22 protein-coding genes, 2 tRNA genes and 1 pseudogene are annotated in these 26,704 nt (G+C 52.0%); 6 read left to right on the top strand and 19 right to left on the bottom strand.

The annotated features are described in order from the left end of the window. Nucleotides 1-2: 2 nt before the first annotated feature. From GT409_RS12790 to GT409_RS12730, 13 genes are all read right to left on the bottom strand, one after another. Entirely contained in the window at nucleotides 3-1,259 is a 1,257-nt protein-coding gene (locus GT409_RS12790; protein ID WP_160629457.1) for a glycosyltransferase family 4 protein, read from the bottom strand. Next, the gene (locus tag GT409_RS12785) at nucleotides 1,237-2,727 is read right to left on the bottom strand and encodes an O-antigen ligase family protein (protein WP_160629456.1); all 1,491 of its coding nucleotides are present in this window, start codon (nucleotides 2,725-2,727) and stop codon (nucleotides 1,237-1,239) included. Before GT409_RS12785 ends, GT409_RS12790 begins: the two co-directional genes overlap by 23 nt. Beyond that, nucleotides 2,714-3,907, bottom strand: a complete 1,194-nt coding sequence (locus GT409_RS12780) for a glycosyltransferase family 4 protein (protein WP_160629455.1) — start codon at nucleotides 3,905-3,907, stop codon at nucleotides 2,714-2,716. Before GT409_RS12780 ends, GT409_RS12785 begins: the two co-directional genes overlap by 14 nt. Beyond that, on the bottom strand, nucleotides 3,904-5,580 hold the full coding sequence (locus GT409_RS12775) for a polysaccharide deacetylase family protein (protein ID WP_160629454.1): 1,677 nt from the start codon (nucleotides 5,578-5,580) through the stop codon (nucleotides 3,904-3,906). The genes GT409_RS12780 and GT409_RS12775 overlap by 4 nt, the downstream gene beginning before the upstream one ends. Further along, nucleotides 5,577-6,464 (bottom strand): glycosyltransferase, encoded by an 888-nt coding sequence (locus GT409_RS12770; protein WP_160629453.1) that lies wholly within the window; start codon nucleotides 6,462-6,464, stop codon nucleotides 5,577-5,579. Before GT409_RS12770 ends, GT409_RS12775 begins: the two co-directional genes overlap by 4 nt. Then, nucleotides 6,457-8,409, bottom strand: a complete 1,953-nt coding sequence (locus GT409_RS12765) for a hypothetical protein (RefSeq protein WP_160629452.1) — start codon at nucleotides 8,407-8,409, stop codon at nucleotides 6,457-6,459. Before GT409_RS12765 ends, GT409_RS12770 begins: the two co-directional genes overlap by 8 nt. Nucleotides 8,410-8,423: 14 nt before the next feature. Next, nucleotides 8,424-9,623 carry a sugar transferase gene (locus tag GT409_RS12760; RefSeq protein ID WP_160629451.1) on the bottom strand — a complete coding sequence of 400 codons (1,200 nt, stop codon included), beginning with the start codon at nucleotides 9,621-9,623 and terminating at the stop codon, nucleotides 8,424-8,426. A 22-nt stretch (nucleotides 9,624-9,645) separates the two neighbouring features. Further along, a complete protein-coding gene (locus tag GT409_RS12755; RefSeq protein WP_160629450.1) occupies nucleotides 9,646-11,688 on the bottom strand; it encodes a GumC family protein in 2,043 nt (680 codons plus the stop codon). A gap of 39 nt (nucleotides 11,689-11,727) precedes the next feature. After that, on the bottom strand, nucleotides 11,728-12,465 hold the full coding sequence (locus GT409_RS12750; protein ID WP_160629449.1) for a polysaccharide biosynthesis/export family protein: 738 nt from the start codon (nucleotides 12,463-12,465) through the stop codon (nucleotides 11,728-11,730). Between the two features lie 23 nt (nucleotides 12,466-12,488). After that, nucleotides 12,489-13,634, bottom strand: coding sequence for a DegT/DnrJ/EryC1/StrS family aminotransferase (locus GT409_RS12745; protein WP_160629448.1), 1,146 nt, complete (start codon nucleotides 13,632-13,634; stop codon nucleotides 12,489-12,491). Beyond that, entirely contained in the window at nucleotides 13,631-14,137 is a 507-nt protein-coding gene (locus GT409_RS12740; RefSeq protein WP_160629447.1) for an acyltransferase, read from the bottom strand. The genes GT409_RS12745 and GT409_RS12740 overlap by 4 nt, the downstream gene beginning before the upstream one ends. After that, nucleotides 14,110-15,231, bottom strand: coding sequence for a Gfo/Idh/MocA family protein (locus GT409_RS12735; RefSeq protein ID WP_160629446.1), 1,122 nt, complete (start codon nucleotides 15,229-15,231; stop codon nucleotides 14,110-14,112). The genes GT409_RS12740 and GT409_RS12735 overlap by 28 nt, the downstream gene beginning before the upstream one ends. A gap of 437 nt (nucleotides 15,232-15,668) precedes the next feature. Continuing rightward, nucleotides 15,669-16,382, bottom strand: coding sequence for a hypothetical protein (locus GT409_RS12730; RefSeq protein WP_160629445.1), 714 nt, complete (start codon nucleotides 16,380-16,382; stop codon nucleotides 15,669-15,671). A gap of 370 nt (nucleotides 16,383-16,752) precedes the next feature. On the opposite strand from GT409_RS12730, the gene cls reads away from it, so the two are divergent. Then, the gene (gene cls, locus GT409_RS12725; protein ID WP_160629444.1) at nucleotides 16,753-18,225 is read left to right on the top strand and encodes a cardiolipin synthase; all 1,473 of its coding nucleotides are present in this window, start codon (nucleotides 16,753-16,755) and stop codon (nucleotides 18,223-18,225) included. Between the two features lie 17 nt (nucleotides 18,226-18,242). On the opposite strand, the gene panD is transcribed toward cls, so the two are convergent. Continuing rightward, nucleotides 18,243-18,596 carry an aspartate 1-decarboxylase gene (gene panD / locus GT409_RS12720; protein WP_160629443.1) on the bottom strand — a complete coding sequence of 118 codons (354 nt, stop codon included), beginning with the start codon at nucleotides 18,594-18,596 and terminating at the stop codon, nucleotides 18,243-18,245. Between the two features lie 247 nt (nucleotides 18,597-18,843). Between panD and GT409_RS12715 the strand changes: the two are divergent. Further along, a pseudogene (locus GT409_RS12715) lies at nucleotides 18,844-19,191 on the top strand (ISL3 family transposase); the annotation flags it as partial. Between the two features lie 59 nt (nucleotides 19,192-19,250). Here GT409_RS12715 and GT409_RS12710 read toward each other — a convergent pair. The 3 genes from GT409_RS12710 to GT409_RS12700 form a co-directional block, all read right to left on the bottom strand. Next, nucleotides 19,251-19,327: transfer RNA gene (locus tag GT409_RS12710), tRNA-Val, on the bottom strand. A gap of 97 nt (nucleotides 19,328-19,424) precedes the next feature. Beyond that, the gene (gene surE, locus GT409_RS12705) at nucleotides 19,425-20,186 is read right to left on the bottom strand and encodes a 5'/3'-nucleotidase SurE (protein WP_160629441.1); all 762 of its coding nucleotides are present in this window, start codon (nucleotides 20,184-20,186) and stop codon (nucleotides 19,425-19,427) included. Further along, nucleotides 20,183-20,548 carry an exosortase system-associated protein, TIGR04073 family gene (locus GT409_RS12700; protein ID WP_160629440.1) on the bottom strand — a complete coding sequence of 122 codons (366 nt, stop codon included), beginning with the start codon at nucleotides 20,546-20,548 and terminating at the stop codon, nucleotides 20,183-20,185. Before GT409_RS12700 ends, surE begins: the two co-directional genes overlap by 4 nt. An 88-nt stretch (nucleotides 20,549-20,636) precedes the next feature. Between GT409_RS12700 and dnaX the strand changes: the two genes are divergently transcribed. The 4 genes from dnaX to GT409_RS12680 all read left to right on the top strand — a co-directional run bounded on the left by dnaX (nucleotide 20,637) and on the right by GT409_RS12680 (nucleotide 25,320). Continuing rightward, on the top strand, nucleotides 20,637-22,283 hold the full coding sequence (dnaX, locus tag GT409_RS12695) for a DNA polymerase III subunit gamma/tau (protein WP_160629439.1): 1,647 nt from the start codon (nucleotides 20,637-20,639) through the stop codon (nucleotides 22,281-22,283). Nucleotides 22,284-22,299: 16 nt separating this feature from the next. Beyond that, nucleotides 22,300-22,602, top strand: coding sequence for a YbaB/EbfC family nucleoid-associated protein (locus GT409_RS12690; RefSeq protein WP_160629438.1), 303 nt, complete (start codon nucleotides 22,300-22,302; stop codon nucleotides 22,600-22,602). Between the two features lie 76 nt (nucleotides 22,603-22,678). Next, on the top strand, nucleotides 22,679-23,281 hold the full coding sequence (gene recR, locus GT409_RS12685; RefSeq protein WP_160629437.1) for a recombination mediator RecR: 603 nt from the start codon (nucleotides 22,679-22,681) through the stop codon (nucleotides 23,279-23,281). 863 nt (nucleotides 23,282-24,144) lie between these two features. After that, entirely contained in the window at nucleotides 24,145-25,320 is a 1,176-nt protein-coding gene (locus GT409_RS12680; protein WP_160627661.1) for an ISL3 family transposase, read from the top strand. Nucleotides 25,321-25,383: 63 nt separating this feature from the next. Here GT409_RS12680 and GT409_RS12675 read toward each other — a convergent pair. Both GT409_RS12675 and metK read right to left on the bottom strand, forming a co-directional pair. After that, nucleotides 25,384-25,460: transfer RNA gene (locus GT409_RS12675), tRNA-Arg, on the bottom strand. A 57-nt stretch (nucleotides 25,461-25,517) separates the two neighbouring features. After that, nucleotides 25,518-26,702: a methionine adenosyltransferase gene (gene metK / locus GT409_RS12670; RefSeq protein WP_160629436.1), complete on the bottom strand. Its 1,185-nt coding sequence runs from the start codon at nucleotides 26,700-26,702 to the stop codon at nucleotides 25,518-25,520. Nucleotides 26,703-26,704 lie beyond the last annotated feature (2 nt).

Here is a 26,704-nt window from a genome sequence, read left to right as displayed (position 1 = left end):
AATTACCCAGCTCGATCCCGAACCGTCTGTTCGTAAACGTCGATCAGATGATCAATGTGCTGTTCCCGCCTGAATTTCTGCTGAACATATTCCCGGGCCTGGCGTCTCAGCCGCAACCGCTCATCGGGATACCGGATCATTCGGGCCATTGCGCGCGCCAGACCGTCCACATCACCGATCTCCACGCACACGCCCGTCTGTCCGTCCACCAGCCACTCTCCTGCACCGCCGGTATCATAGCCAATCGCTGTGTTCCCGAAATACATCGCTTCGAGTCCCACCAGCGGACACCCTTCAGAGCCGATCGAAGTAAACAGCAGAACCGAAGCCTGCCGATAGAGGTCATACAACTCCTGCTGGCCGACGTACCCTTTGATTTCAATTTTATGGTTCGGAGACGCATTGCGGGCACGGGCTTCCACATTATCACGGAGCGCGCCATCCCCGGCAATAATGACCCGGCAGGAAACTTCTGGAATGCGATCCAACGCATCAAAAATATGCTGCGGTGCTTTTTCTGCAGAAAGCCGTCCGGCGAACAGAAATACCGGCTCTTTCTGCGGACGGATTTCAAACCCGGCCGACTCCCGTTCCGCATCGGTAAAATGATAGACAACATGCAGCCGATCCGGATCAGGAAACAACCGGCCAGCGAGTTCTTTCAGATAACTTCCATATGTTACAATATGATCGCAGTGTATGGTTTCATTCCGCGCCATCAGGTTGGATGGGAAATAGGACCACGCTTCAATCCGTTCAATGGGAGTGTGTCCGGCATGAGCATAGCAGTGTGTCCAGCACTTCAACCCGAATTTCATATCACAAAACGCCTTGGTATCGCCAATCAGCCGTGAACAGCCGACCGGAGGCGGTTTGATGCAAAAGGGCCGGCAGTCATGAAGCGATTTCACAACCGGACCGCACTTGCGCAGCATATGCAGAACTCCCGGGTTAACAAAATTATGAATATTTATGACGTCCGGATCGTACTGCTGGATCAATTCTTTCGCCCGCGCCAAAGCCGCCCGCTGCTGCCGATAGTTGCTCAGCACATGCTTTCGCAGCGGCGGAGCATTCAGGTTTGGAATGGCAAAAAGATCCTCTTCGATCTGCTCCGGGAGTCCCCGACGCTGCGCAACCAGAAGGGCCACGGAAATCCCGCGCGCTTTCAGGGCTTCTTTCAGCTGCCGGATGTGTGTTTCCACCCCCCCGGATCCGCTCAGTCCCAGCGGACAATCATTCGCAATCAGAACTTTCATCAGAATCCCCCCCTGTCTGAATCGATACGTCTTCGGCCTGCCGCATCAACGTTACAGCGATGGATGCAAACAGCGCGATTAATCCGGTTTGGTGGAGATACCACGGAACCGGTCCGGTGAGAAATGTTGCTAGCCACAGCCCCGTGGAGGCAGCCACCGGAAGAACCAGCCCCCACTGATCGCTCTCAATATACATTTTTCTGAACCGCAGAATGCGCCGCCCGAAAACTGCCGCCGCCCAAAAGAAAAACAGAAGCCCCGGCAGTCCAATCTTCATCCAGATATACAAAAATGCATTATGCACCACATTCGCAGGAACCTCATCGACTTCATACAGCCCCAACGGCGAATGCTTACTCCCGAGTCCCAAACCGAGCACAGGCGAACCGGATAAATCAATTAAAACCTGCCGGGACTCCAGCACATGATAAACATTCGAGGACTGCTTCGTATCAAATATAGACCCGATGCGCGATCCGATACGGGCCGCCTTATCCGCATCCAGCCCCGCAGTCACCGCACCCGCGATGCCGAGCAGCAGTACGGCGAGAATCAGCATTGCCATCTTGTTGCGGGTTTTCCGGGACGCACCCAAAAACAGAAGCCCTGCGGAAAACACCAGTCCAACCCACTGCGCGCGGCGATAGGAAAACACAACGATATACAAAAGAGGCAGGCAGGCCGCCCCGGCAGCAATCGCCTGAAATCCTTTGATATCTCCACGAACGATCAGGTGCGCAACCATCAGCAACAACGTAATAAACAGCAGAAGATCGGCGGAGTCCATCGTGGTAATCCGATAAGCGGCGTTGCTGTCCAGCTGATAAATCCATCCACGGCCGGCCAGATAATAAGCCGTAAGAATCAATGCTTTTACGGCGGCAACTCCCAGCAGCAGATACAGCATTCGCATGATCCGTTCCCGGCTGTTCAGGAGAGTCTGGCACAGATAAAAACCCAGAACCGGAAAAAGCATTCCGGTAAAATCAACCCGGTAGAGTTCCGGATCGCCTCCGCGATAGAACCCGGTCAGCAATGCAACCACCAAAAAGAAACCGAACACAGCAAGAGGAATCAGCGAAACCGGCGGGCGCCGCTGCTCCAGAATCATAAGGCGTGCAGTTGTGACGCAGAACATCAGCAGGAAGAACGTAACCAGCGCAGACGGCAGTCCCTCAATGATATCTGCGTCCGGAATTATAAAATAATCGGCCCCCGGCTTTGGTGTATCATCCGTCATAAACGCCACACCACAGAAATAAAGGCACAGCGCCCAGTCCGGACGAGCCACCGTCACCAGCAGTGCCACCATCCCCGCAAACATAATTGCAGAAACCATCAGCGGCACCGAAACCGCAAACAGACCGACAGCAATCCCGGCGGCAACCGGAAAAATAAAGGACGGGACCTCGTCGATCATACCGGCGAAAGAAGCGTTCTTCAGCATGACTGTTTTAAAACTCGGCATTTTTCCTCTTTCCGGTCATTGACTTGACAATCTCGACATAATCCCGGTTGGCTTTACTCCAGCGCAAATCCTGATAAACGGCATACGCCCGTTCCGACAAAGATTGTCTCAGCGATGGATTCCTCCCCAGTTCAATAACAGCCTGAGCCAGGCCGGCCGCATCGCCTGCATCAAAAAAATGAATACACTGGTTGTCAAAACTCTCTTCAATCGCCGGCAGCCGAGAAGCTATAACCGCCGTTTTCAACGCAATATATTCGAACAGCTTATTGGGCTGGCAAAGTTCAGCAAACGGTCCCGGAAGCAATGGAACGATGCCGATATCCGCCTGAGAAATCAGCGAGGCAATCTCATCCCGGGAAACCAGACCGGTAAATTCCGTGATATCATCACACTGCAGATCTTCTGCCAGTTCCTTAAGCTCATCCAGGGTCTCTCCGGAACCGGCAATAATCAGCCGAACTGAATCAAACTCCTTACGAATCAGAGGCAAAGCATGAAGAATCACACTCTGTCCATACCGGGGCTGAAGCGTTCCATGCGTCATAATCACCAATTCATCGTGAGGCGGCGCCGATGCAACGTTCTTTCCGAAATCATCTGCCGGAACATTTCGAACCACAAACAGTTTGGAGGCTGAAGCCCCGCGTTCAATAAACCGCTGCCGAATTGTATCGTTTACCGTCATCACCTTGTTGGCATAGCGAATCGCTGCCTTTTCGATAAAAATCTGCAACTTCAGCATGTGTTCAGGAGCCTGATTGGCATGTTTGGTCAGCAGCAGCTCCGGCGACGGCTCATGCATATCCAGTAGAACACGGGCACCGAAAATGCGCGGAAGCAATGTAGAAAACACCAGCGAATCCGGAAGGGTATTCACTTGAACAACACTGTACCAGCGACGAAGAAACAGCACTGACAGAACCAAACTCATCAGCAGCATCGAAAGCCCATATTCAAAAAAATAGCGGCCCATAGAACCGCGCCGGTGCGAATGAGGCATCCGGTACACCCGAACATTCTCCATCGTTTCTCTGAGCGGCTCACGGGTTTCACGAAGGCAGACCACATCCACCTCATATCCGGCATCAGCCAGTGCCCGGACTTCCTTATACACGCGCGGATCAGATGGATAATATCCATGCCGAACAATACAGATTCTCTGTGATTTTTTGTTCATACAGCAGTCGTCCAAACATCTGATCGCGTCATTGCATCCACATAAAACCCGGTTCGAATCTCCGCCGGCTCTGACTGGGCGATATCTGTAAACTGAGGTTCCATCTTCCAGCTGAACTCCGAAGGCTGATACACGCGCACAGTCACCGGAAACTCAGAATTACCCTCCAGACAGATCACCCGTTCTCCATCGGCGGCGATACGCTGGCTCACCTGAACCTCCCGGAATTTTCGGAACCGCTCCGTAATTTCGCAGGCCGTGCCGAACCACGCCCCATCGGCCCGAAACCGGTTCAGCAGTTTCTGATAAAAATCCCCCCAGAGTCGTTCCGGAGCCAGGCTGCGCATATGCCATAGAATCGTCAAAACCCCGTGACTCCTGCTGCATTCATCGAGAATCGCCTCACATCGCTTCCATGCAGCATTATTGTCCAGCCCGAGAAACGCCGAATAAAACAATGCAACATCCTGGATATGCATGGGAACTTCCAGCAAGTGATCTGCAGACAGAGGCCGAAACACCCGGGATGTTCCGGCACGGAAACCGACCGTTTCGTTGTAGCCGCAGGTGGAATCGTAATCAAAGCCGGCTTCGTCCAGCACCTGTTCCGTATGCGCATTCCTGCACAGCCAATGCATCCGGGTTCCACTGATTGTCCGGCCCAGGACAGAATCAATCCGGTCTTTTTCGGATCGACCGCACTCTGAATCGCGCCAGGCATCAATTCCATGCAGCCCTATTTCCCAGCCATCCTCCAGCATCGATAAAACGTCGCCCCGAACATCTTCCACATCATAACGGGTGGCCCTCATTTTCGGATACGGTTGAGACACCTGCTCGCCGGATCGGTTTTTAAACGGAATCAGAAAAAAGGTGGAGCGATTCGGATCCTCTATCCGGCGATATCCATCAAACTGCATCCAGAAATCTTTCACCAGCCCCAGATGAACCAAAGGAACCGACAAAACCGCTGCATAGTTTTTCAGCAGTCCTCGCCAGGTCAGGCTGCCGTTGCGAACCCGTTTCCAGGAATCAACAAAAGCGCGTTTTACAAACCCCTGAAAAGTCCGGCCAATTCCGTAAGACCGGATTCCGACAAAATCAACATCATGTGTCAGACACACCATGTACGGGTGACCCGGAGGACATGGGGACAGCTCAAAAACCGGCAGTCCCGCATCCAGAATGCACCGACGAAGAAACTCAACATGCCGATCCAGTGCGGCAACGCCGGCATTGGCCACCGGCTGCCCCGTCGTCAGCAGATAAGTCACCTCGTCAAACAAATCATAGCCCACCCGGATGATCTGCTGTCCGTTTACTGTTTTCTTATAGGCCAGAACATCCCCGGACGCCTCGGTGAGCAGTGCTTTTTCCAACCCCTGGAAAAACCGGCAGGCGGTATAAACAGGAAGATCTCTGCTGTCAGCCATCTGAACACGAAATCCGTCAGATGGCGACGTCTGAGGTTCAGCTGCAGAGACGTCTCCATCTTGGCGTTCCGGGCTGAACAGAATATACACCTCTGCAGACGCATCCGGCGAAGCACTCCCATCTGTGAGAAGAACTGTACAGGACTCATCCTCGAAATATGGCTGCCAGGCCGTTTTAAACAGCTCGAAAAATTCGGCCACGGCACGGGCACGATTCGGATGGACGGCAACACTGATCATCCGGCGGCCTCCCCTCTCCATTTTAACCGGGCAAACAAACGGGACTTCTGTTCCTCCCGCAGAAAACGGATGAATTCATCAGAGACCTTCTTCTTCGACCGGGTCAGCCCGGCCCAGAGATAGCCTCCGAGCATCGTCAGCCCGCCGAGCACAAACGGTTTTTCCCGAAACCGAAGCAATGCCCGGGCAGCAAAAAACAGCGGATGGTATCCCAGACGGAAATCTTCCAGACCGCGATGGAAAAAGATCCCGAGACGACTGTGGTTTTCCTTTCCGGTCTGACGATGATGCAGAGCTGATATTTCCGGGAACGCACGAACACGCCAGCCGCGCATCCGAGCCATCACTTCCGCCGCGGCATCAATGCCGCCGCGCAGTGGCAGATAGCCGCCAATCTGCTCAAAACATTCCCGCCGAAACATCTGCACCGGACCACTGACACTCCACTCCGGATCCGTCAGCTGGCGTACCGGTTTCCCGTCTACAATATCGGTCAAAACACCGCCGGCAATACCGAGTTTCGGATCGGCAGAAAAACGAGCGAGCACCTGCTCATAATAGTCCTGGCCAAATGAGACATCAGCATCGAGCACCCCGATAAAATCGTGCGGAAGTGAAGCAATCTGTTTGTAACCGGCGTTGATCGCGGCTGCTTTCGACCCGAAGTTCCGGTCGGAATCCGCATCAACCCGCAACAGTTCGATGAAGTGATACCATTGCGCAGCCTCGGAAACGATCTGATCGGTCGCGTCGGTCGAACCGTCACTGACAATCAGCCAGCGGTCCGGTCGATGAGTCTGTGACGCAACAGACTGGATGGTATATCCAATATGATCCGCTTCATTGCGCGCGGCAGAAACCAGAATGTATGAGTAATCAACCATGACGTCGTTTCATTTTTTTACGGACAAAGACAAACAGGAGCACCGGAAGCAGCAGCAGAACAGCTGCGACCGGCAACAGAATTTTCATTCCGAAGTGATAGAGATTTGAATTGTAATAATAGCGATCAATCAATGCGCCCAGCGGACCTGCCGTCAGGTATTGATCGCGAATGCTGGACAAATAGCGCAGCATATTGACCCGCCGATCCGGTTTGGAAAGGTCTTCATTTTCTACTGCGAAATTGTTCTCGAAAACAATCTGTATGCGCCGCTGCTGGTAAGGAGGAACAGAAAGGTCTACCACCAGCAGCCCCTCATGGTTCCAGGTAAACTCAGCATCAGCCCCATCGACCAAAACCTGTGCCACAGGAACACGTCCATCATCAGATTTCAAAACGCGGTACCGTCGAGACTGTCCGTCAGGGTTTTCGAGCACAATCTCCGGCGAGAACGAATGAACCGTCCATGTGCCGTCATCCTCCAGACGCATCAGGTACAAATGTTCAATCAGCGAGCCGAGTCCGACCCAGTGCACATCGGGCTGAATGGTATTCACCTCCCGTGCAAATGGATTGAACGCAGCCCGGCTTCCGGAAAAGAAGCGCAAATGCTCGACGAACAGAACGGGGTTATCCAAAAACAGATCGATGGCAATATCGGCAGAAGTTCGATTTGCCGGCTCCGTGCGGTCCAATGAGGCAAATCCGCCGCCGAAGCGGTCACTCACTCGACGCAGCCAGAACAAAGAATCTTCCGGCGGAGGAGTATCCAGCGGAACATACCCCGCATTGGATGTGGCTTTATAATTGTATCTCTTAAGCAGACCGAGGGTTGGGTCCGGTGCAATTCCATGGGGAAAAACCATGACCCGGTCAACCGACAGCCCGCTGCCCTGCTCAAACCGTGCAATACGAGCCAGTCCCTGACGCAGATCCGCATCCTGATCCGCCAGCGGGCGGGCAGGCCACTCGGCATCCGGCCTTGGCTCATAACTGTAAAATTCGCGATGGTCATGATTATTGCCGTGAACGCAGAGAGAAAAACGATCCGGCCGGTCTCTGAACATTTTCAATACTTCAGGAGCAGATTTCTGATCATAATTCCACGGAATATAGGCGATCGTTGTATGAAAATCAGCCAACCCCATTTCGTTCAGCAATTCCTGGAAATCCAGGTTTCCGTAACTCCTGCACAACCATGGATCATCAATCGTCAGGTTTGCGTAATCATGGTCGGCGTGCCATCCGTACTCCCGGAAGGTGTTCCGGAGAAACATCAGATATGGAGCAATTTCCGCAAAGAAACCCTGGTCATAAAACCGAATGGAAGAATTCGGCGGATCAATCACAGAAAGGTCGGCCAGCAAAAACACCGGCTGATCTGGACTGCCGACGCGGACAAACAGTGGACGTCCATCCTGATAGGAAATAACGGGCTGCCCGGATACAGTAGTCAGCTGATATCCTTCGGCAATATCGACCGGAAGTTTCTGCCCGACGAGTTCGGCAGCCAGTTCTCGGTTCTTCGCCGAAACCGTCACAAACGAACCGACGGCATTTCTGATCACCTGCCTGCCGGAAGCCACCGGTTCGCCGGCCCATTCTCTCAGTTTTTTTTCCGACGTTTGGAAAGTAATCCCCGCGATTAGCAATGCACGATTGTTGGCAGGAAGATCCGAAGGAGATAAGGCCCCCAATGCTCCCGCTTCAATGACGGCTGCTGTCGGCGTTTCATCTGTGGCAGCGTCCGCTCCATACACCAGATCAATTCCGTAAAAACGGCAAGCCAGCTTTAAGCGCTCCTCCACTGTCGGATTTGAAGGATTCGCAGAAAAAAACACCACACGGGCCGCAAACGCTGTCCCGCAGAAAAACCACGCTGAAAAGGCTGTTACAGCCACCGTGTTCAGGAACGGCTTTTTCTTTCTGACACTCTGTTTATTCAAACGGTTCATGGCATTCAGGAGTTTTTGGAAAGTTTATCTGTGTGTTGTGATGCATTCAGAAAGGGAGCATCATCCAAAGCATTTCCGGTTGCGGCGTCGCTCACCTGCGCTAAACGATCTTCAAAAAACAGGCCAATGGTGACCGGAATGGTTTTCAGGATGATCCACAGATCCATAAAGGCAGACCGTTCACGAATATAACGCAAATCCAGCCGGATCATCTCAGCGAACGTGGTTTTATTCTTTCCGCTGACCTGCCAGAGGCCGGTCAGGCCGGGCGGAGCATCAACACGATGCCGATGCCATGGCAGATATTGTTCAAATTCGTGCGGCGTGCAGGGGCGCGGCCCAACCAACCGCATTTCGCCCTTAAAAATGTTGATCAGCTGCGGCAGCTCGTCGAACGATGAAGCCCGCAGCAGATGTCCGGCAGGAAAAATGCGTGAGTCGCCGTTGTTATCCAGCTTTTTCATGGGAACCGCGTTCTGCATCAAGTAACTGAAATAGTCTTCATGTGTCTGGGTTTCAGACTTGAGACGCATGGTTCGGAATTTATAACAATAGAAGGTCTCGCCCTTCTGACCGATCCGTTCCTGTCGAAAAAATATAGGGCCGGCGGAACTGATCCGGATGACCAGCGCGATCAGAAGAAACAGAGGAAACAGAACCAGCAGTGCAATACCGGCAAGGCTTCTCTCAACCAGACGAACCGGGAACGGTGGAGAAACCGCCAGCACATCTGCAAAGAACAAACTCGAATCGGTTGCAGATTCGGGAATAAACTTTGCAGTCCGTCCTCCGGTCAGTTCTTTCTCTTCTGCATCGCCGGACTGTGGTGTTTCCGGATAGGTATGAACTTTGATATCCGGAACAGTTCCCGCATCCGAAATAATCGGAATGATTTTCTCCAAGAAGGCCACAGCACCGTCTGCGGGAGTATCCGGCAGCAGAATTCCTATGGAAACAGAATCCACCCAACCGATTGTATCGGTAATACGAATCCGCCGGGCCAGTGCATTGAGCAGCCAGCGGTCGGAACATCTGCTCCGTCGTTCCGGAAGACGCAAAACAATCAGGCAGAACTGCCGTCCTGTCCGGTCAGACCGGGAGCGTTCACGCCGCAGAATAAACCGAAACGTTTTCTCATCGAACACTCCCTGCTGCCCGCTGGAATCCAGATATTTTATTCCATCTTTCTGGAACAGTTTTTTCATAAAATCCCTGTCCGTCCATCGATTAAAGTTTCCTGTAAAGCCATTTAGGCATGGTATACTGCTGCCGGTTCAAAATGATGCCGCACAGTTCTGCGCCGATATCTTCCAGCAGACCGGCCGAACGTTTCACCGTACGCCACGGAGTCCGACCGCAGTCGACAACAAGACCGATCCGGTCGGTTTGCGCAGCAACACGAACGGCATAGTTTCCCTCCTCCATCGGAGGAATATCAATGATGACCACATCGTATGATTCACGCCGAACCTGTTCGAGGTAGCGGGTAATCGTTGAAGCATTAACCGACAAATCATCATCTCCATCCTCATTCCGAATTTTATGATAGGAAAACGGTAGATCTGTGCGCTTGCGGATCAACTGAACGGAGTGCTCCGTGAGGTTTGCATCCAGCAGCAGAACTTTGGTAAAGCGGTCATCTCGAGAGAACACAGCAGCCAGCTTCCCGGCCACCGTACTGACCCCCTCCCCTCCGACACTGCTGGTTAACCCAATCACCAGCGGGGAATTTCCTTCCGGCGGTTTTTCCGTCAGAAAACGCAGACACAGCTCCTGAAAACAACTGTCCCCATCGACAACAGCATATTTACCGGAGTGAAGAATCCAGCGGGCCTTACGCTCCTTCCGGAGCGGAGGCCTGAAGGCCGGATCGAGCTGTTTTCCCCGAAGAAGAGGCAGCTCAATCAGTGTCTTGCGGTTCACATGAGCCGTGACATCCGCTTCCGAATGCAGACTCGGATCGATAAAGTCCACACCGAACGCAATACCGACTGCGCCAAACAACCCAAGGAAAAGAGCCGCCGCAAGTTTGATCATTTTTCCAGATGGGTTGGACTCTTCCGGCAAAGTCGCATGCTGAACAATCGTTACATTGGAAATCTTTTTGGTTTCCAGCTCCTGATTGATCCGAGCCTGCTCGCGGTTCTCTGAATACTTGCGATATTTTTCTTCGAGCAGTTCCTGTTCGCGCTGCAGCCGGCGAATCGTCGGTTCGTTCTTTTCAATGGTCCGGAGATTCGTCCGCAACTGATCCAACTGACTGCCGACCTCCTGGTTTTGAGCAATCAGTGCCGCGAGAGAGGCTTCCTCCAGCCGCAAAGTTGCCTGAAGTTTTTTATATTCAACCGGATCAAGAATCGCGTTGTTTTTTGGACCGGCACTGTCTGAGGGGTCTTGAGCCAACATGGAACGGATTGAGTCAACCCGGGCACTGGCGGCGGCGAGTTCGGACTGCACCTGCAGCCGGGATATCTGCATTTCTTCAATCGCAGTCTGCACAACAGCATGTTCGTCTGTGACGGAATCAATATTGCCCTCTTTTTTTACGGTCAGAATCCGAGCGGCAATGTCCTCCAGCTCCTCCCGAAGCAGTTCCGTCTGCTGGGAGAAGAACTGATATCCCCCCGGAATCTGATGCAGGTCAATCCGTCGTTCGAGATAATTGCTGATCAGTTCGGCCACCACCCGCCGAGCGATCTCCGGATCTTTCGCGGTATACGAAACCGTGATGATGTCGCTTTTCGGACGAACACCAATCGCCAGACCTTTTTCGACAATCTGAATGGCTTTGTTTACCTGCTTCAGACGCCCTCCGCTTTTTTCCGACACACCGCCCGGTGCCAGAGCCTGCGTAATTTTTCGGAAGAAAAGGCGGAGCGGATTGAACAGTTTCCGAATCGGACCCAGCCGCCCGGTTTCATCCGGAGGCCCCTCCTTCAGGAAAACGGAAGCGCCCATTGACTCAACGACCTGAGCAACCAGCTCCCGACTGTTCAAAATCTCCAGCTCCGTATTGATTTCACTCTCCCATTCTTTATAGAGAGGCAGCGTGGCTCCACCCGCCGACGGATCCACAAAAACGCTTTCACGTCCTCGATGGACGATCAACTTGGATGTCGATGTATAGGTGACCGGCGTAAACGCCAGAACAATCAGAGCTGAAAACACCACAGCAAAGAGAAAAGCGGCCGCTTTTCGTTTGTGCCTGAAAAGCGTTTCGACAAGGTCCCGCAATGGACGGGTCGTTTTTTCAGTTGCCGGGTTGTTCATAATCCATTCCCTGATTTGAGCCACGATATTCAAACAGGCCTATCGGGCCGAGGTATCCACACCAATCGTGCTGTCTCCAGTGCCTGAGTTATAGAAGTATGTGAATCCAGCCTGTGGAATCAGCTGTGTAACGTGCTGATTGATCCACTGTGCAGCCTTCACCGCACCGGTCCGTTGAACGTAGACGATATCCTGTGCATGAAGATAGAACGGTTTGCTCGGAGCCTTGCCATTGATCGCATTACTGAGATCAACCACATAGGACGTGCGCACTCCTCTGTTGTTACGAATCACAACAACCTCACTGCTGTCAGCTTCTTTCATATCAAAACCGCCCGCCTGCATGATGGCTTCCAGTGCCGTAAGATGTCCCGGCATCGGCAGCAAACCGGGGGTTTTTACAGATCCGGCCACATAAATGTTGCGATGGTTCAGTTTGCGGGCAATGACAGCAACGGATGGTTTTTCAATGAGTCCTGCATAACTCTCTTCGAGTTTTTTCTGCAGCTGCGGCGGGGTCAATCCCGCGGCGTCTACATCTCCAATCAACTGAAGCGTAATCTTGCCATCTGCGCGAATTTCCTGAATGTCACCCAACTCCGGCGTATAGAAGAACCGAATGTCGAGTTGATCTCCGGGAGCCAGAGTCACCCGGGTATCCGGCGCCGAAACTCCGCCGATTTTGACGAACTGGCTGTCCGGAGTCTTGCACCCCGCAAGAAGTACTGCCGCAACAGCGACAATAACTCGGGAAATACCCGATGAATATATCTTCATGGCCTCCTCCTTCTTTCTTTTGTTTAAGCAAGCACCGGCTCTGTTGTCCGGCTCGATGCCGTACCCTGCACGATTTTTTCCCGAACGGTGTCTGCTACATACCGGATCTGTTCTTCCGTCAGTTCCGGAAACATCGGCAGTGACAGATAGCGGCTGGATGCAGCTTCGGCCACCGGATAAGCCCCCCGTCCTTTACCCAAATGGGAATAGGCAGGCTGCAGATGCAGGGGCTTTGGATAATGGATGCCGCACCCGATGCCCTGTTCCGGAAGATATTTAAGCAGTTCATCGCGACGATCCGAACGGATGGCATAGATGTGATAGACGTGCTTGCAGTCCGGATGTTCTTTCGGCAAATGGATTTCCGGGCAATCTGCGAGCAGCTCCGTATAATAACGGGCATTTTTTCTCCGGAGGTTGTTGCCTTCATCCAGGTAGCGAAGTTTAACGCTCAAAATCGCACCCTGGATTCCATCCATCCGGGAGTTCCACCCCACCACCATATGTTCATACTTCCGCACCGAGCCGTGATCCCGAAGCAGCTTGATTCGTTCAATTAAACCGTGATCATTGGACACCACGATTCCGGCATCGCCGTAGGCGCCAAGATTTTTACCGGGATACAGGCTGAAACAGCCGGCAACTCCAATGGAGCCAACCCGAATATCTTTATATTCGGCTCCGTGAGCCTGACTGGCATCTTCCAGAATATAGACCCCGTATTTTTTCCCCAGAGCCATGAACGCATCCATATCGGCCGCCTGGCCGAAAAGATGAACCGGAATAATGGCTTTGGTTCGATGCGTAATCACGGCTTCCGCGGATGCCGGATCCAGCGTATAGGTTTCCGGATCACAGTCGGCAAACACCGGTGTTGCGCCGCAATGGCTGATCGCTTCTGCTGTTGCAATAAATGTGTTGGCAGCGGTAATCACCTCATCGCCCGGACCAATGTCCAGAGCCAGCAGAGCCAGATGAATCGCATTGGTTCCACTGCTGACGCCGGCCGCATAAGCACACTGGCAATAAGCAGAAAATTCCTCTTCGAAAGCCGAAACATACGGTCCTCCGGCAAAGGCGGTATTGGAAATGACCTGCTCAATCGCTCCATTCAGCTCGTTGCGGAGATCCGCGTACTGAGCTTTCAGGTCCAGATATGGCACTTTCATAGGGTCCCTTCTTTCTGTTCTGTATTTGTTTTTAAAATGCGGGCGGGATTTCCAGCGACAACCGCTCCCGGCGGCACATCATGGGTCACAACACTGCCGGCCCCGACAATGGCTTTTTCCCCAACCGTCACCCCGCAAAGGATCGTGGCACTGGAACCGATTGAGGCGCCTTTACAAATCCGGGTGGGAATACATTCCCAGTCACTTTCATCCTGTAAAGATCCGTCTCCGGCGGTGGCACGAGGAAAACGGTCGTTGATAAACGTCACGTTGTGCCCAATGAACACCCCGTCTTCAATCGAGACGCCTTCACAAATGAATGTATGACTGGAAATCTTGCAGCGGCTTCCCACCCGAACTCCTTTTTGGATTTCCACAAAAGTTCCGACCTTGGTTTCGTCTCCGATTTCACAGCCGTACAGGTTGGTGAAGTCATAAATTTTGACTCCTTCACCCAGCTTGACATTCGCTGAAATCAGGCGGTTTCCAGACACTTCTGACATGACGTATCTCCTTCTGTGACTTCACCGCATGACAGCGTCCGGTACTTGCCGATCAACATGTTGTTTCCGCTGTTGTACATTGATTCCGAAGCCAACGTCAGAATCTCCACCAGATCCCGTCCGGCCCGGCCGTCCGTGAGCGGAGTCTGTCCGGTCTGAATGCATTCAATAAAGTGAGAGCACTCAACATGCAGTGGCTCAACCGGCGGAATATACGGCACCCACATATCCCCGTAGTGGTAGGCAATTCGTGACTCATCCGGCATCACCGGAGGCTCAATACGTCGATCGAAAATCTTGACCTTTTCGTAGTCCTGAAGTTCGTCGTAAACGATCATCTTCCGGTCGCCGATAATGGCCATATCACGGACTTTGCGCGGATCCAGCCAGCTGTTATGCACTGTGGCAAAACAGCCGTCATCAAAGACCAGAGTCATATTGGACACATCCGGAATGTTCGCCCGGCAGTTTCTTCGGTTCTCACAACCGGCCCCCGTTGTATTGCAATTCGTTTTCCCCCGGCAGTTGACCTCCACCGGATTGGAGTCGATCAGATGAAGGATGATGGACAAATCATGCGGCGCCAAATCCCATGCCACATTGATATCCTGCTGATACAATCCCAGGTTCAGTCGTCGGCAACTGATGTATTGAATCTTTCCAATCTCGCCCGAATCCACGATTTCTTTAATCTTCCGGACCACTGGAGAATACAGGAAGGTGTGTCCCACCATCAGAATCAGGCCTTTTTCATCCGCCAGCTCAATCAGTGCATTACACTCTTCCACGGAAGCAGCCATCGGTTTTTCAATAAAGACATGTTTCCCGGCCTTCAGACTGTGGAACGCAAGATTGAAGTGAAACCGGACAGGAACCGCAATCACCACCGCGTCGAGGTCCTCATCGTCCAGAAATACGTCAAAACGGGTAAACGTTTCGATTCCGGGATGCCTGCTTGCAATCAGATCCAACCGGGATTCATCCTGATCACAGACTGACTTGAGCTTACACCCTTTGAGCGAAGCAAAATTTCGAATCAGATTCGGTCCCCAGTAGCCGCATCCCACGACTCCGACATTAATTTCATCTTTCATAAAAACCTCCAGTTCCTCTGTTAGGATGGAATTTTCTTTTCTTGTTTTTTCTCGATCCAGTCTCTTCTCTTTGCATGCGCATCTCTATCCGATGTTCTCAGCCATAACTTAGCGCTCAATTTAAAACTGTTTTAGTCATATTTATCGTCTTCGAGCCGGTTTTCCTTTATAATCCTTGTTATTAACCGGTATATGCCCTGTTCGCTTCGACAAGGGAAGATTGCTACTTCCGGCAGATTTGCACAATCGGGTGAACCCGGTTTTGACGGTAAGGGAATCCCTTATGTGAGCAAAAAGGTCCGGTTTCGCAATATTGGAAACAGACAGGCAAAGAGGTCCCGAAAGCCACGCTATGGACCTATTCTTAAAAAATCAAAAAAGCCGGAGCGCGACTGACTGTCGAGCTCCGGCTTATGAAGAAGAAAAATAAATGTTCGTTAATTCAGCTGAATCTGAGTCCTGTAAAATCCGTGCAGTCCCCCTTCAGGAACAGCGTATTCCACAACCTGCCCTTCAGCATCAATCTGATCCATACCAAAAACTGGAATCCAGGCTCCGGAAGCGAGATCTTCGCAGTATTGCAGGGAATAGCTGCGGGCCCGGTTTTCGTAGCCATCACCAACTGCAGACCGAGCTTCAAAGGCAACAATACCGCGTCCTAGAGAAACCAGCGCCGGAGAATCAAGCGGATCGGTCGGGTCGGTTCCTGCAATAAACTCAGTCACGTCACAAATTCCGTTGTGATCGTAGTCACTGGTACCGCTAGCCGCGTCCAGGGTGCCGAAATAAGCCATCTCCCAATCATCGGAAAGACCGTCTGCATCCTTGTCAGCCATCACCGGTGCCATCCAAACCAACTCCTCAGAATAATCACTCTCTGCATCATGCGTGCAGGTTTTCACTGAAAAATAGTGTGTTTTGTTATATTCCAGCTCCACTTCGGCACTGGTGGCATTAGTCACCACTACGTAATCCGTATAAACTCCGGAGGTATCCCCATAAAACACTTTATAGCAATGAACATATTCCAGTGCTTCACCATCAACAGTCGTTGAAGCCGGATCCCATTCCACGGTTACAGTAACAGCCTGTCCAAATGCAACCATAGCAAACAAAACAAGAACGATGAATTTATATACCGTATTAGTCATTTTATCTGTTCCACTCCTTCTGGTTTCGCGGGTTTTCCGCGGTTTCACATGAAGTAGAAGCAGTTAAAATGCCTATTCTTTTTGCGGGAAATACCTATGAGTATTAGGCATTTAATGCCTAATCTGCTGATTTCAACAAACTCCTTAAAAATCGCACTTTTTGAAACGATAGACTGTTCAATCAATCGGTCTGGAAGCGCTTAATCGTATTTAGTCCCTGTAGAGTTATCGGTTTGGATCGCAAACGTGAAAACAAAGGACATACGGCGCCACACCGTCTTCTCATCGCGCAGGGCCGTACGGTCACTTTTCCAAACTCTGGAAGCTTTTCCGGCTTCGCAAACTGCCGTCGGATGTCCATAATCAACGCATGTTCACTCATCCGGTTATTCTTGCGCTCACTTCTGTCCTGCATATTCTGGCGTTCGTGCTGGTCGCCCTTCACAGCCTGCAGCGCAAACGCAATGCGTCCTCCACCATCCTCTGGATTTTTGCGGCATGGTCGTTTCCCGTTGCCGGACCTCTCCTCTATCTCTGCTTCGGCGTCGACCGAATCCCCGACCGTGGATTTGAAAAATTCCTGACCGACAAAACCCTTCTGACCGTCCGGGCAACCACGAAAGAAACCGCCCCGTTCGCCTATTGGCATAATCCGGTGGCAGCGCCGAACGACAGCTATCTGCAGCGTAATATGGACCGAATTCTGGATGCGCTTCTCTCAGACCACCCCGTTCATCCCGGCAACCGCATTACTCCGCTGGTTGGCGGCGACGAAGCCTACGTGGAGATGCTCGCCGCAATTCGTGCTGCGAAGAAACATATTCACTTGCAAAGCTATATTATTGAACGCGACTCCATCAGCCGGGAATTCATGGACGCTCTCGCTGAACGGGCCGCCGCTGGCGTTCAAATACGCCTGCTCTATGATCGCTTCGGCTCCACCCGCGCCCATTTGAGCGGCTTTTTCCGCAAATATGGACGTCATGAAAACGTTCATATCGAAGGATGGACACAGGCGAATCCGTTCAAACGGCAATTCCAGATCAACCTTCGCAACCATCGCAAAGCGCTTGTTATTGATGGTAAGAAAGCCTTTTTCGGCGGAATTAATATCCATGCGGAAAACACAGCGTCCAATCCAAACGGACCGATTCGCGACTATCACTTCTGCGTAGAAGGCCCCATGGTTCAGGAACTCCAGTATTCATTCCTGCGCGACTGGCACTTCATTACACACGAAGATCCGGCCGGATTACTGACAGAGGAACTGTTCCCTCAGTCGGATCAGGCCGGCAAAGTAACCGCCCGGTTGATCAACAGCGGCCCTTCAACTGAAAAAGACGTAGCCATCGAAGCCTTCTTCAATGCTATCACCCTGGCTGAAAAACAAATCCTGGCTGTCACGCCCTACTTTGTACCTCCGGCAGATATCCTTCGGGCATTACATTCCGCCGCTTTGCGCGGCGTGGATGTGAGGCTGATTGTACCCCAAAAAAACAACCACCGCTACGCCGGTTTCGCCAGCCGCGCGCTTTATGAAGAACTTCTGCTGGCCGGCGTCCGGATCTATGAGCGCCATCCGCCGTTTATGCACGCCAAAGCCCTGGTGGTGGATGGAGAGCTGTCTCTGATCGGAACCGCGAATCTCGACAACCGCAGCCTCAGCCTGAACTACGAGACCTCAGTCGTCGTCTACAGTGAAAATTTTGCCGATACCATGAAAAACCTGATTCATGAAGATATCGACTCCAGCACCGAAATCGCGCTCACAGAATGGCGGCGTCGTCCCGCATACCGCCGTCTGCTGGAAAATCTCGCGTTGCTGATGGCGCCGGTGCTGTAACCCGCCTCAAACGGCGTTTAAAGCGTCCGAATGGCGTTTTGTTCATCAACATGGACAACCACCGGCGTGTGCGCCGCGGCTTCCTCCTCGCCCATCTGGGCATAGCTGATGATGACCACCTGATCCCCGGTTTCTCCAAGATGGGCGGCAGGACCGTTCAGTTCGATAATCCCAGACCCTCGTTCTCCGGCGATCGTATAGGTCACCAAACGACTGCCGTTATTCACATTCAGCACATGAACCTGTTCATTCGGCAGCATGCCGGCGGCATCCATCAAATCCTGATCAATAGCAATGCTCCCCTGATAGTACAGCTCCGTACCGGTCAGAGTCGCCATATGAATCTTCGATTTTAGCATTGTCAGCTGCATCTCTTCAGCTCCTGAAAAATCATCCTGTTCGCTCAAAGCGGGGCAATGTATCCCCTGCTTCCCGTTTTTTCCAACAAAAACCCTGAAAAGCTTTACCACGGAATCCAGAGAAACAGTCCTTCTATCAAATTCCTGCTGTCCAAAAGCCTTATGAGGGAACAACAAAAATCACAGAAAATGCAAAACTGTTGGCTTTCCGCCTGCTGGGCAGAGAGTTCTCAACTCGTTCGATCCGCTGCTCACGCTGGAGCGATATTTTGAGCAGAACCCAGCGATTGGTATGGTGTACAAGGCCAAAGAGGAGCTATGCGAACTGCTCAACCAGAAGCATCGAACACAAAAGGACTGCCGGCCGCTAATCTCACGCCTGCTGTACTGGATCGATCAGCTGCGCAACAGTCCATTCGAGCCGTTGCGCACGCTGGGGGCCACATTGAGTTCCTGGCGCGATGAGATCGCCCGGATGTGGAGGTTCACCCGCAACAACGGCATTACAGAAGGCTTCCATACCAAGATGGAGCTGATTCAGAGAAGAGCCTACGGCTTTAGGAATTTCAGCAATTACAGATTGAGAGTAATTGTGATGTGTGGTTAATAAAAATTCGCCCTTGCCCCCGTCTTTGGGGAAGAGCCAAGAGCCGAAGAGCCGAAAAGTGGTGGGCGGTGAGGGATTCGAACCCCCGACCCTCTCGGTGTAAACGAGATGCTCTAACCAGCTGAGCTAACCGCCCTTTGCCTAAAAGGAAGCGCAGAGCATAATGAGATTCTCCGCGGTGTCAAACCGCTTTTTTACAATCTTTTAGAAATCGCGACCGAAACGCCAAAAAATCAGGCCCTTTCTTCCAAACACTGGAAATAATCCAGGTGCTCCCGAGCGGTTAGATCGAAATGAATCGGCGTTATTGAGACATATCCATCGCGCACAGCATGAATATCAATGTCATCACCTGAGTCCTGCACTTCCAAATCCCCATCCAGCCAGTAATAAGTACGCCCCTGCGGATCCAGCCGTTTATGGAATTTTTCAATAAAGCGCGAGCGCCCCATTCGGGTCACCTTGACTCCCTTTAGCTCGTCATATGGCAGATTGGGCATATTAACATTCAGCAATAAACCGGGCGGAATCGGATGCTTCATAAGCTTCCGCGTAATCTCCAAAGCAACCCTCTTTGCCATATCCCATTGCGGATCCCGATAGGTGCAAAGCGAAAACGCAACGCCGGGAATGCCTAGAATCACCCCTTCGGTAGCAGCCGAGACTGTTCCTGAATAAAGAACGCTGATACCGGTGTTGGAGCCAAGATTAATGCCGCTCAGCACCAGATCCGGCGGAGCGTCTTCCATCAGCGCACGAACGGCAAGCTTAATGCAATCCGCCGGCGTACCGCTGATCGCATATCCGGAAACCCCATCCTCTTTTTCGACCGGAATGCATTTAATGGGATCACTCAGCGTAATGGAATGGCCGGCAGCGCTGCGTTCCACATCCGGAGCCACAACAGTCAGGTCTCCCAGCTCCCCCACGGCATGATACAACGCGGAAATCCCCGGAGCATGAATCCCGTCATCATTGCTGATCAGGATTTTCATTCAGAGACTTTCTGCCAGACAAACCCGGGATCAATCAGCGGTCCATAAGAATCATTGATTGGAACCATGAACGTTACGGTTTCAAAAACACCAGTTCCGGTACGCACAACCGTCATTATGGCTCCCGACGGGAGACCGACCGGAAGAGCCGCCCACCAGCCTTGATTTTTGCCGGATTTGATCATCTGGCGGGGAATCTCGCCCCACCCGGTCAAAATATTAACAACGCCCCGATTCAACTTAGAGGACATATCCTGAACTATCTCCTCGGCTTCTGACAGTTTATGTCCAGCGACCTCTTCCGCCGGAGCAGTCCTGAAACAGGCAAAAACGACAACAGCCAACACTGCTAAAAAACGCATACTGATTCCTCCCGAATTGCCTGGAAGGCTAATTGAACCCCCCGCCCGCCTCAAGATATTTACGATAATTTACCATCCGGCTCCCTGAATGCTGTTCCCACTTGCCATTGCAGCCCCAGACCGCTACCTTGTCTGGCTTATGGGTTATGAAGTTTTAGCACGAAAATGGCGACCGCAGGTTTTTGCAGATGTGGTGGGACAGGACCACGTCACGAAAACCCTGCACAATGCAATCCAAACGGAACGTTTGGCGCACGCCTATCTGTTTGTCGGCCCCCGCGGAACCGGCAAAACAACCACAGCACGCATTCTGGCCAAAGCACTCAACTGCCAAAACCGACAGGGCTCCGAACCCTGCAACGAATGCGACTCCTGCAAGGAAATTATGACCGGCAGCAGTCTGGACGTAATTGAAATCGACGGAGCATCCAATCGCGGGATTGCCGACGTGCAGGAACTGCGTGACAATGTACGCTACGCGCCGGTACGCGGCCCATTCAAAATCTATATCATTGACGAAGTGCACATGCTCACGCGAGAGGCATTCAACGCCATCCTCAAAACGCTCGAAGAACCGCCGGCGCATGTCAAATTTTTCTTTGCGACCACAGAACCGCAAAAGGTGCTGACTACGATCCTGTCACGCTGCCAGCGCTTTGATTTACGACGAATTTCCGTAGCGGACATTACCGGTCAGCTGCAGAAAATTTCCAAAGCGGAAGGAATCAACATCAATAACGATGCCCTGCTCGCGATTTCCCGCGGAGCCGAAGGTGGTCTGCGCGACGCAGAGAGTGCCCTGGACCAACTCGTTTCATTCCGCGGCAAGGACATCGAAGAAGCTGACGTTCTGTCTGTATTTGGGCTCATCAGCCGCGAGCAGCTCGAAGGTCTGGCAACCGGCATCCTGACCGGTAATATTCCCGTCATTCTCGGGGCGGTCGCCGCCATCGACAGCAGCGGCAAAGACATGCAGCGTGTTGTTCTTGAACTGCTCGATCATTTCCGAAACCTGCTCATCGTCATGCACGCCGGCAAGGATCTCGAGACATTCGATATTCCCTCCACCCAGATTGATATCCTGAAACAGCAGGCAGAAAAGACATCGGATGGACGCCTCCTCCGCATTATTGATCTGCTGATTGAAGCCGACGGACGTATGCGCTATGCACTCTCTAAACGCACTCTGCTCGAAGCCGCCCTGATCCGGGCCTCGCGTGCAGCCACCGTAGCGACCGTTGACGAATTAATGCAGCAAGTCGCCGCCCTAAAAGGACGCGAAGGGGCAACAGCCGTAAAGGAAACTGCAACAACGGACTACAGCGTAAAAAAAAAGCCCTGTGATGATCTGAACCGACTAAAAAGCGCCTGGCCGCAGTTAATCGAACGCTTCACCAAGGCACTTCCGCAAGCACATCAATACCTGATTGATACCGCTCCGATCAAAGCCACAGAAACACATGTCACAATTGGTATTGATCCCGAATTCGCACAGGAAAAAGAAAGTCTCGAAAACCAGCGAACCATTGCTTTGGTCCAGAAAACACTCGAAGGATTTTTAAACAGACCCGTTTCGGTCAACTTCCAAACATTAGAGGGAACCGCCGCCAACAAGCCTTTGCCGACAGACCGCCCCGCGAAACAAGGACTGAATAAAAAAGATTATAAAAACAACCCTGCCGTCCGAAGCGTTCTGGAACACTTCAGCGGCGATATTGAAGACGTAAGAAAATAACTTGAGGAGATCTATTATGGATATGATGAAGATGATGAAGCAGGCCGCCAGCATGCAGAAAGACATGAAGAAAAAGCAAAAGCAGCTGGCCAAACAAACGGTCGAGTTTTCCAGCAAGAACGGTGCAGTTACTGTAAAAATGAGCTGTGACATGAAGATCCAAAGCGTTCAGATCCAGCCAGAAATCGTCAATCCCGCCGAAATCAAACAGCTGGAAATCGCAGTGGTCGACGCCGTTAAAGGAGCAATCAACCAGGCCCAGTCCGAAGCTGCCAAGGAAATGAAAAGCCTCACTGCCGGACTCAACCTCCCGTTCTAAATTGAACGGAAAAATGAAGTATGAAATATGAACCAGGCACCTTCCACCTTCATAATTCATACCTAACAACTCTCTCATGAAACACTTCCTTCCATTAGATGATCTGGTCGCAGCGTTTGAAAAACTTCCCGGCATTGGGAAACGCTCAGCAGAACGTATGGCGATGGCCATTGTGCAAAGCCGTGACGGACTTGCACGTCGTCTCGCGGAAGCCCTGCTTGCTGCCGATGAGCAGGTTGGAACCTGCTCGCGTTGCGGCAGTATCACAATAACGAAGGAAGACCCCTGTGCCATTTGCACAGACGGACGGCGGGCCTCCGGCCTTCTGTGCGTGGTGGAACGGCCAGGCGACATCATGAAAATTGAGAAATCGCACAGCTTCCAGGGACGCTATCACGTCCTTGGTGGCCATCTCTCTCCAGCTCTAGGAAAAGGCATCTCCGACCTGCGTGTAAACGAACTGCTCACCCGCCTGCAGCCGGAAGAAATTCAGGAAGTAATCCTCGCTCTCGGAACCGATGTAGAAAGCGAAGCAACCGCCAGCTACATTGCCGAGGTCCTTCACAGCCGCGACATAACCGTCTCCAGACTCGCCTTTGGCCTTCCCTCCGGAAGCGCGGTAGAGTATGCCGACACCACCACGTTGCAGCGCGCCATCCAAGGCCGTCAACGCCTGTAAGAACAAGGGCTGATTTCAAAATCAGGGCAGTAAACCCTGTATGATGAGCAGACGAAATCAACTGGGCAGCTGATCACACGGCGACACCCTCTTTCCCAAACGCGAATCCTAGCAGAAAGCGCTCCAGAAGCCCCGAATCCTACTCGCACCTTATTCGCCACTGCGAGAGGTCAGCAACCCGATGTCGCCGGGTTGCTTCACATACATATGGTACAGCCGAATGCTGCTTCAGCCGGAGAATGGTGAAGAGCATCGAAAACTTTATTCGCAACGCAAACCGGACCAATTAATCTCGAAAAAGTCGAGCTGCCGGCCATGGATTAATTTGCGACCATAACATCGCTGCACCGCAAAGATACTCATCCAGCCTGCTGCAAGGTGCCATGGATCGTTCGAAGCCCTCCCGAACAAAACCTGAACCCGACTGAAGGCCCACCTTAGAGAGCGGCGCCCCCAACAAACTCGGTCGGTTTTTTAACATTGGCACAAACATACGATTTAAAGCAGCATCAAGCCACTCGCCTTCCTGCTATGTCATCTCTCATATCTGCGGACCTTTCACTCTAGTCTCTATAAGGCATTAACAACAAGATCAAAGCGCTCAGGCTAACGGCTTATCATTACCGGGATGACGAGTTCTTCTTTTTGAACATCCTGCAAGCGTTCCCCATCAATGAGACATGATTTTTTGTAAACATATGAGAAAACATAAGCACATAGACGCATCAACTCGATTCACCACAAACACGCAAGAACGCTAGAAAATAACAAAAAAGCCGGAACATAAGGGCTCTTCCTCAAAGACGGGGGCAAGGGCGATCCCTGACTGCTAAGGTAGCAGTTGGAATAAAAAGGAGATCGCTATGCCCCAAGAGAAGATAGACCTGGTCGGCCCCGGCATCAAGGTTCATTCCGTAGTCCGCCACGGTGGCGTGATGATTCATGCCGAGTACGTTGGCCCGGTGGCCTGTCCGCAATGCAGTTCAGAGCAGCTGCGCACTAAGGATCGATTTGTACGGAAGCTGCGTCATGAAAGCATTGGAACGAAAAACACCTGGCTGTACTTGACGCTGCGTAAATATCGCTGCGAAGACTGCAGACGCTATTTTAGGGCCCGAGTGCCCGGCCTGCTGCCGTACCGGCGCAGTACCGAGATGTTCCGTCAGGAGATCTTTATGGATCACCGTGACGGCATCAGCCAGCAACAGCTGCATCGTCGGCGAAAGATCGGATCCGCTACTGTCGAGCGGTGGTTTCATGACCATCTGGAGCTTAAAGAGAAGATGTTTTCCAGCCGGTTGTGCCCGACGGTTCTGGGTATTGATGAACACTTCTTCACCAAGAAGCAGGGATACGCAACGACCTTCTGTGACCTGCAGAAACATCGGATATTCGAGGTAGCCAAGGGACGATCGGAGCACTCCCTGCATAGCGCTCTGATGCGAATGAAAGGCCGGGAACGGGTTCAGGTGGTCTGCATCGATCTGTCTTCAAGCTACCGGGCCTTGGTAAAGCAATACTTTCCGAATGCCCTGATCGTAAGCGACCGGTTCCATGTCGTGCGCACCGTCATCCGCCATTTCCTCGACACATGGAAGCTACTTGACCCTGTAGGGCGTAAAAACCGTGGGCTGCTATCGCTGATGCGCCGAAAAAGCGGCAATCTGCATCCAGACCAACAGGCCCGTCTGGAGCGATATTTTGAGCAGAACCCAGCGATTGGTATGGTGTACAAGGCCAAAGAGGAGCTATGCGAACTGCTTAACCAGAAGCATCGAACACAAAAGGATTGCCGGCCGCTAATCTCACGCCTGCTGTACTGGATCGATCAGCTGCGCAACAGTCCATTCGAGCCGTTGCGCACGCTGGGGGCCACATTGAGTTCCTGGCGCGATGAGATCGCCCGGATGTGGAGGTTCACCCGCAACAACGGCATTACAGAAGGCTTCCATACCAAGATGGAGCTGATTCAGAGAAGAGCCTATGGCTTCAGGAATTTCGACAATTACAGATTGAGAGTAATTGTGATGTGTGGTTAATAAAAATTCGCCCTTGCCCCCGTCTTTGGGGAAGAGCCAACATAAGTTCCGGCCTTAAAAGAGTGGCGCACCCGTCAGGAGTCGAACCTGAAACCTCCTGATTCGTAGTCAGGTGCTCTATCCAATTGAGCTACGGGTGCATCAAGAAAGCAGAGAAGGTAAGCTGTTCGAGGGAACGAATCAACAGCAAAAAACAATTATTTTACTGCGACCAGCAATGCCTCGGTTTTATCGGTTTTTTCCCAAGGAAACTGAGGCCTGCCGAAGTGCCCATAAGAAGCCGCTTCGCGATAACTCCAGCCTTTTGGAGTCAGCAATCCCAACTCCGCAATGAGCGATGCCGGGCGGAAATCGAAAATTTCTCCGGAAGAAACAATCGACTCCAGACGGGAATCTTCCAGCTTGCCGGTGCCATACGTATCAACATTAACACTGAGCGGCTTTGAGACGCCGATAGCATAGGCCACCTGAACCTCACATTTTTTTGCCAAACCGGAAGCGACAATATTCTTGGCAGCATAACGTGCGTAGTAAGCAGCAGACCGGTCAACTTTTGACGGGTCTTTGCCTGAGAAAGCTCCGCCACCGTGACTGCCAACTCCTCCGTAAGTGTCTACGATAATTTTGCGCCCGGTGAGTCCAGCATCACCATGCGGGCCACCAATCACAAACTTACCGGTCGGGTTAATGAAGTATTCCACATTATCATTCAGCAGGCCGGTCGGCGCCAGGACTTCCTGAGCAACTTTTTTAAGGTCCGCCTGAATCTGTTCCAATGGCACATCGTCGGTCTGATGGGACAACACAACCGATGTAATATGATCGGGACGACCGTTTACGTACTTGATGGAAATCTGTGATTTTGAGTCGGGACGCAAATACGGAATAGTCCCGGCTTTACGGATCTTCTGCAGCTCATCGAGCAATAAATGACTGTAATGGACCGGAGCCGGCATCAACGCATCGGTTTCGTCGGAAGCATATCCGAACATCATGCCCTGATCCCCAGCACCCTGCTCATAAAACAGTCCCTGACCCTCTGTAACCCCCTGAGAAATATCAGCCGACTGCTCGTGCAGACGGCAAATATATTCGAAGGTATCAGCGCAAAATTTAAGGGCCTCATGGTCATATCCAATGTCGTGAACCACTTTGCGAGCAATCGCTTCCGGATTGATCTGATCCCACCCGCTGCAGGTAACTTCCCCGGCGTTGACAACCAGGTCGGTGGTTACCAGGGTTTCACAGGCAACACGGCTTTGAATATCTTTTTCCAGGCAGGCGTCCAGAATTGCATCCGAGATCTGATCGCATACTTTATCAGGATGTCCTTCCGAAACAGACTCGGAGGTAAAAACATGATCGGCATTAATTTTGCTCATTT

This window comes from Tichowtungia aerotolerans, assembly GCF_009905215.1.
Classification (GTDB): Bacteria; Verrucomicrobiota; Kiritimatiellia; order Kiritimatiellales; family Tichowtungiaceae; genus Tichowtungia; species Tichowtungia aerotolerans.
Note: the sequence above shows the minus strand (reverse complement) of the source record. Positions and strands in the feature narration are given on the sequence as shown.

Bases quoted from the DNA above. Each gene is read 5' to 3' on its own strand.
- GT409_RS12790 (WP_160629457.1), bottom strand. From the start codon at position 1,259: ATGAAAGTTCTGATTGCGAATGATTGTCCGCTGGGACTGAGCGGATCC.
- GT409_RS12785 (WP_160629456.1), bottom strand. From the start codon at position 2,727: ATGCCGAGTTTTAAAACAGTCATGCTGAAGAACGCTTCTTTCGCCGGT.
- GT409_RS12780 (WP_160629455.1), bottom strand. From the start codon at position 3,907: ATGAACAAAAAATCACAGAGAATCTGTATTGTTCGGCATGGATATTAT.
- GT409_RS12775 (WP_160629454.1), bottom strand. From the start codon at position 5,580: ATGATCAGTGTTGCCGTCCATCCGAATCGTGCCCGTGCCGTGGCCGAA.
- GT409_RS12770 (WP_160629453.1), bottom strand. From the start codon at position 6,464: ATGGTTGATTACTCATACATTCTGGTTTCTGCCGCGCGCAATGAAGCG.
- GT409_RS12760 (WP_160629451.1), bottom strand. From the start codon at position 9,623: ATGAAAAAACTGTTCCAGAAAGATGGAATAAAATATCTGGATTCCAGC.
- GT409_RS12755 (WP_160629450.1), bottom strand. From the start codon at position 11,688: ATGAACAACCCGGCAACTGAAAAAACGACCCGTCCATTGCGGGACCTT.
- GT409_RS12750 (WP_160629449.1), bottom strand. From the start codon at position 12,465: ATGAAGATATATTCATCGGGTATTTCCCGAGTTATTGTCGCTGTTGCG.
- GT409_RS12745 (WP_160629448.1), bottom strand. From the start codon at position 13,634: ATGAAAGTGCCATATCTGGACCTGAAAGCTCAGTACGCGGATCTCCGC.
- GT409_RS12740 (WP_160629447.1), bottom strand. From the start codon at position 14,137: ATGTCAGAAGTGTCTGGAAACCGCCTGATTTCAGCGAATGTCAAGCTG.
- GT409_RS12735 (WP_160629446.1), bottom strand. From the start codon at position 15,231: ATGAAAGATGAAATTAATGTCGGAGTCGTGGGATGCGGCTACTGGGGA.
- GT409_RS12730 (WP_160629445.1), bottom strand. From the start codon at position 16,382: ATGACTAATACGGTATATAAATTCATCGTTCTTGTTTTGTTTGCTATG.
- cls (WP_160629444.1), top strand. From the start codon at position 16,753: ATGTTCACTCATCCGGTTATTCTTGCGCTCACTTCTGTCCTGCATATT.
- panD (WP_160629443.1), bottom strand. From the start codon at position 18,596: ATGCAGCTGACAATGCTAAAATCGAAGATTCATATGGCGACTCTGACC.
- surE (WP_160629441.1), bottom strand. From the start codon at position 20,186: ATGAAAATCCTGATCAGCAATGATGACGGGATTCATGCTCCGGGGATT.
- GT409_RS12700 (WP_160629440.1), bottom strand. From the start codon at position 20,548: ATGCGTTTTTTAGCAGTGTTGGCTGTTGTCGTTTTTGCCTGTTTCAGG.
- dnaX (WP_160629439.1), top strand. From the start codon at position 20,637: ATGCTGTTCCCACTTGCCATTGCAGCCCCAGACCGCTACCTTGTCTGG.
- GT409_RS12690 (WP_160629438.1), top strand. From the start codon at position 22,300: ATGGATATGATGAAGATGATGAAGCAGGCCGCCAGCATGCAGAAAGAC.
- recR (WP_160629437.1), top strand. From the start codon at position 22,679: ATGAAACACTTCCTTCCATTAGATGATCTGGTCGCAGCGTTTGAAAAA.
- GT409_RS12680 (WP_160627661.1), top strand. From the start codon at position 24,145: ATGCCCCAAGAGAAGATAGACCTGGTCGGCCCCGGCATCAAGGTTCAT.
- metK (WP_160629436.1), bottom strand. From the start codon at position 26,702: ATGAGCAAAATTAATGCCGATCATGTTTTTACCTCCGAGTCTGTTTCG.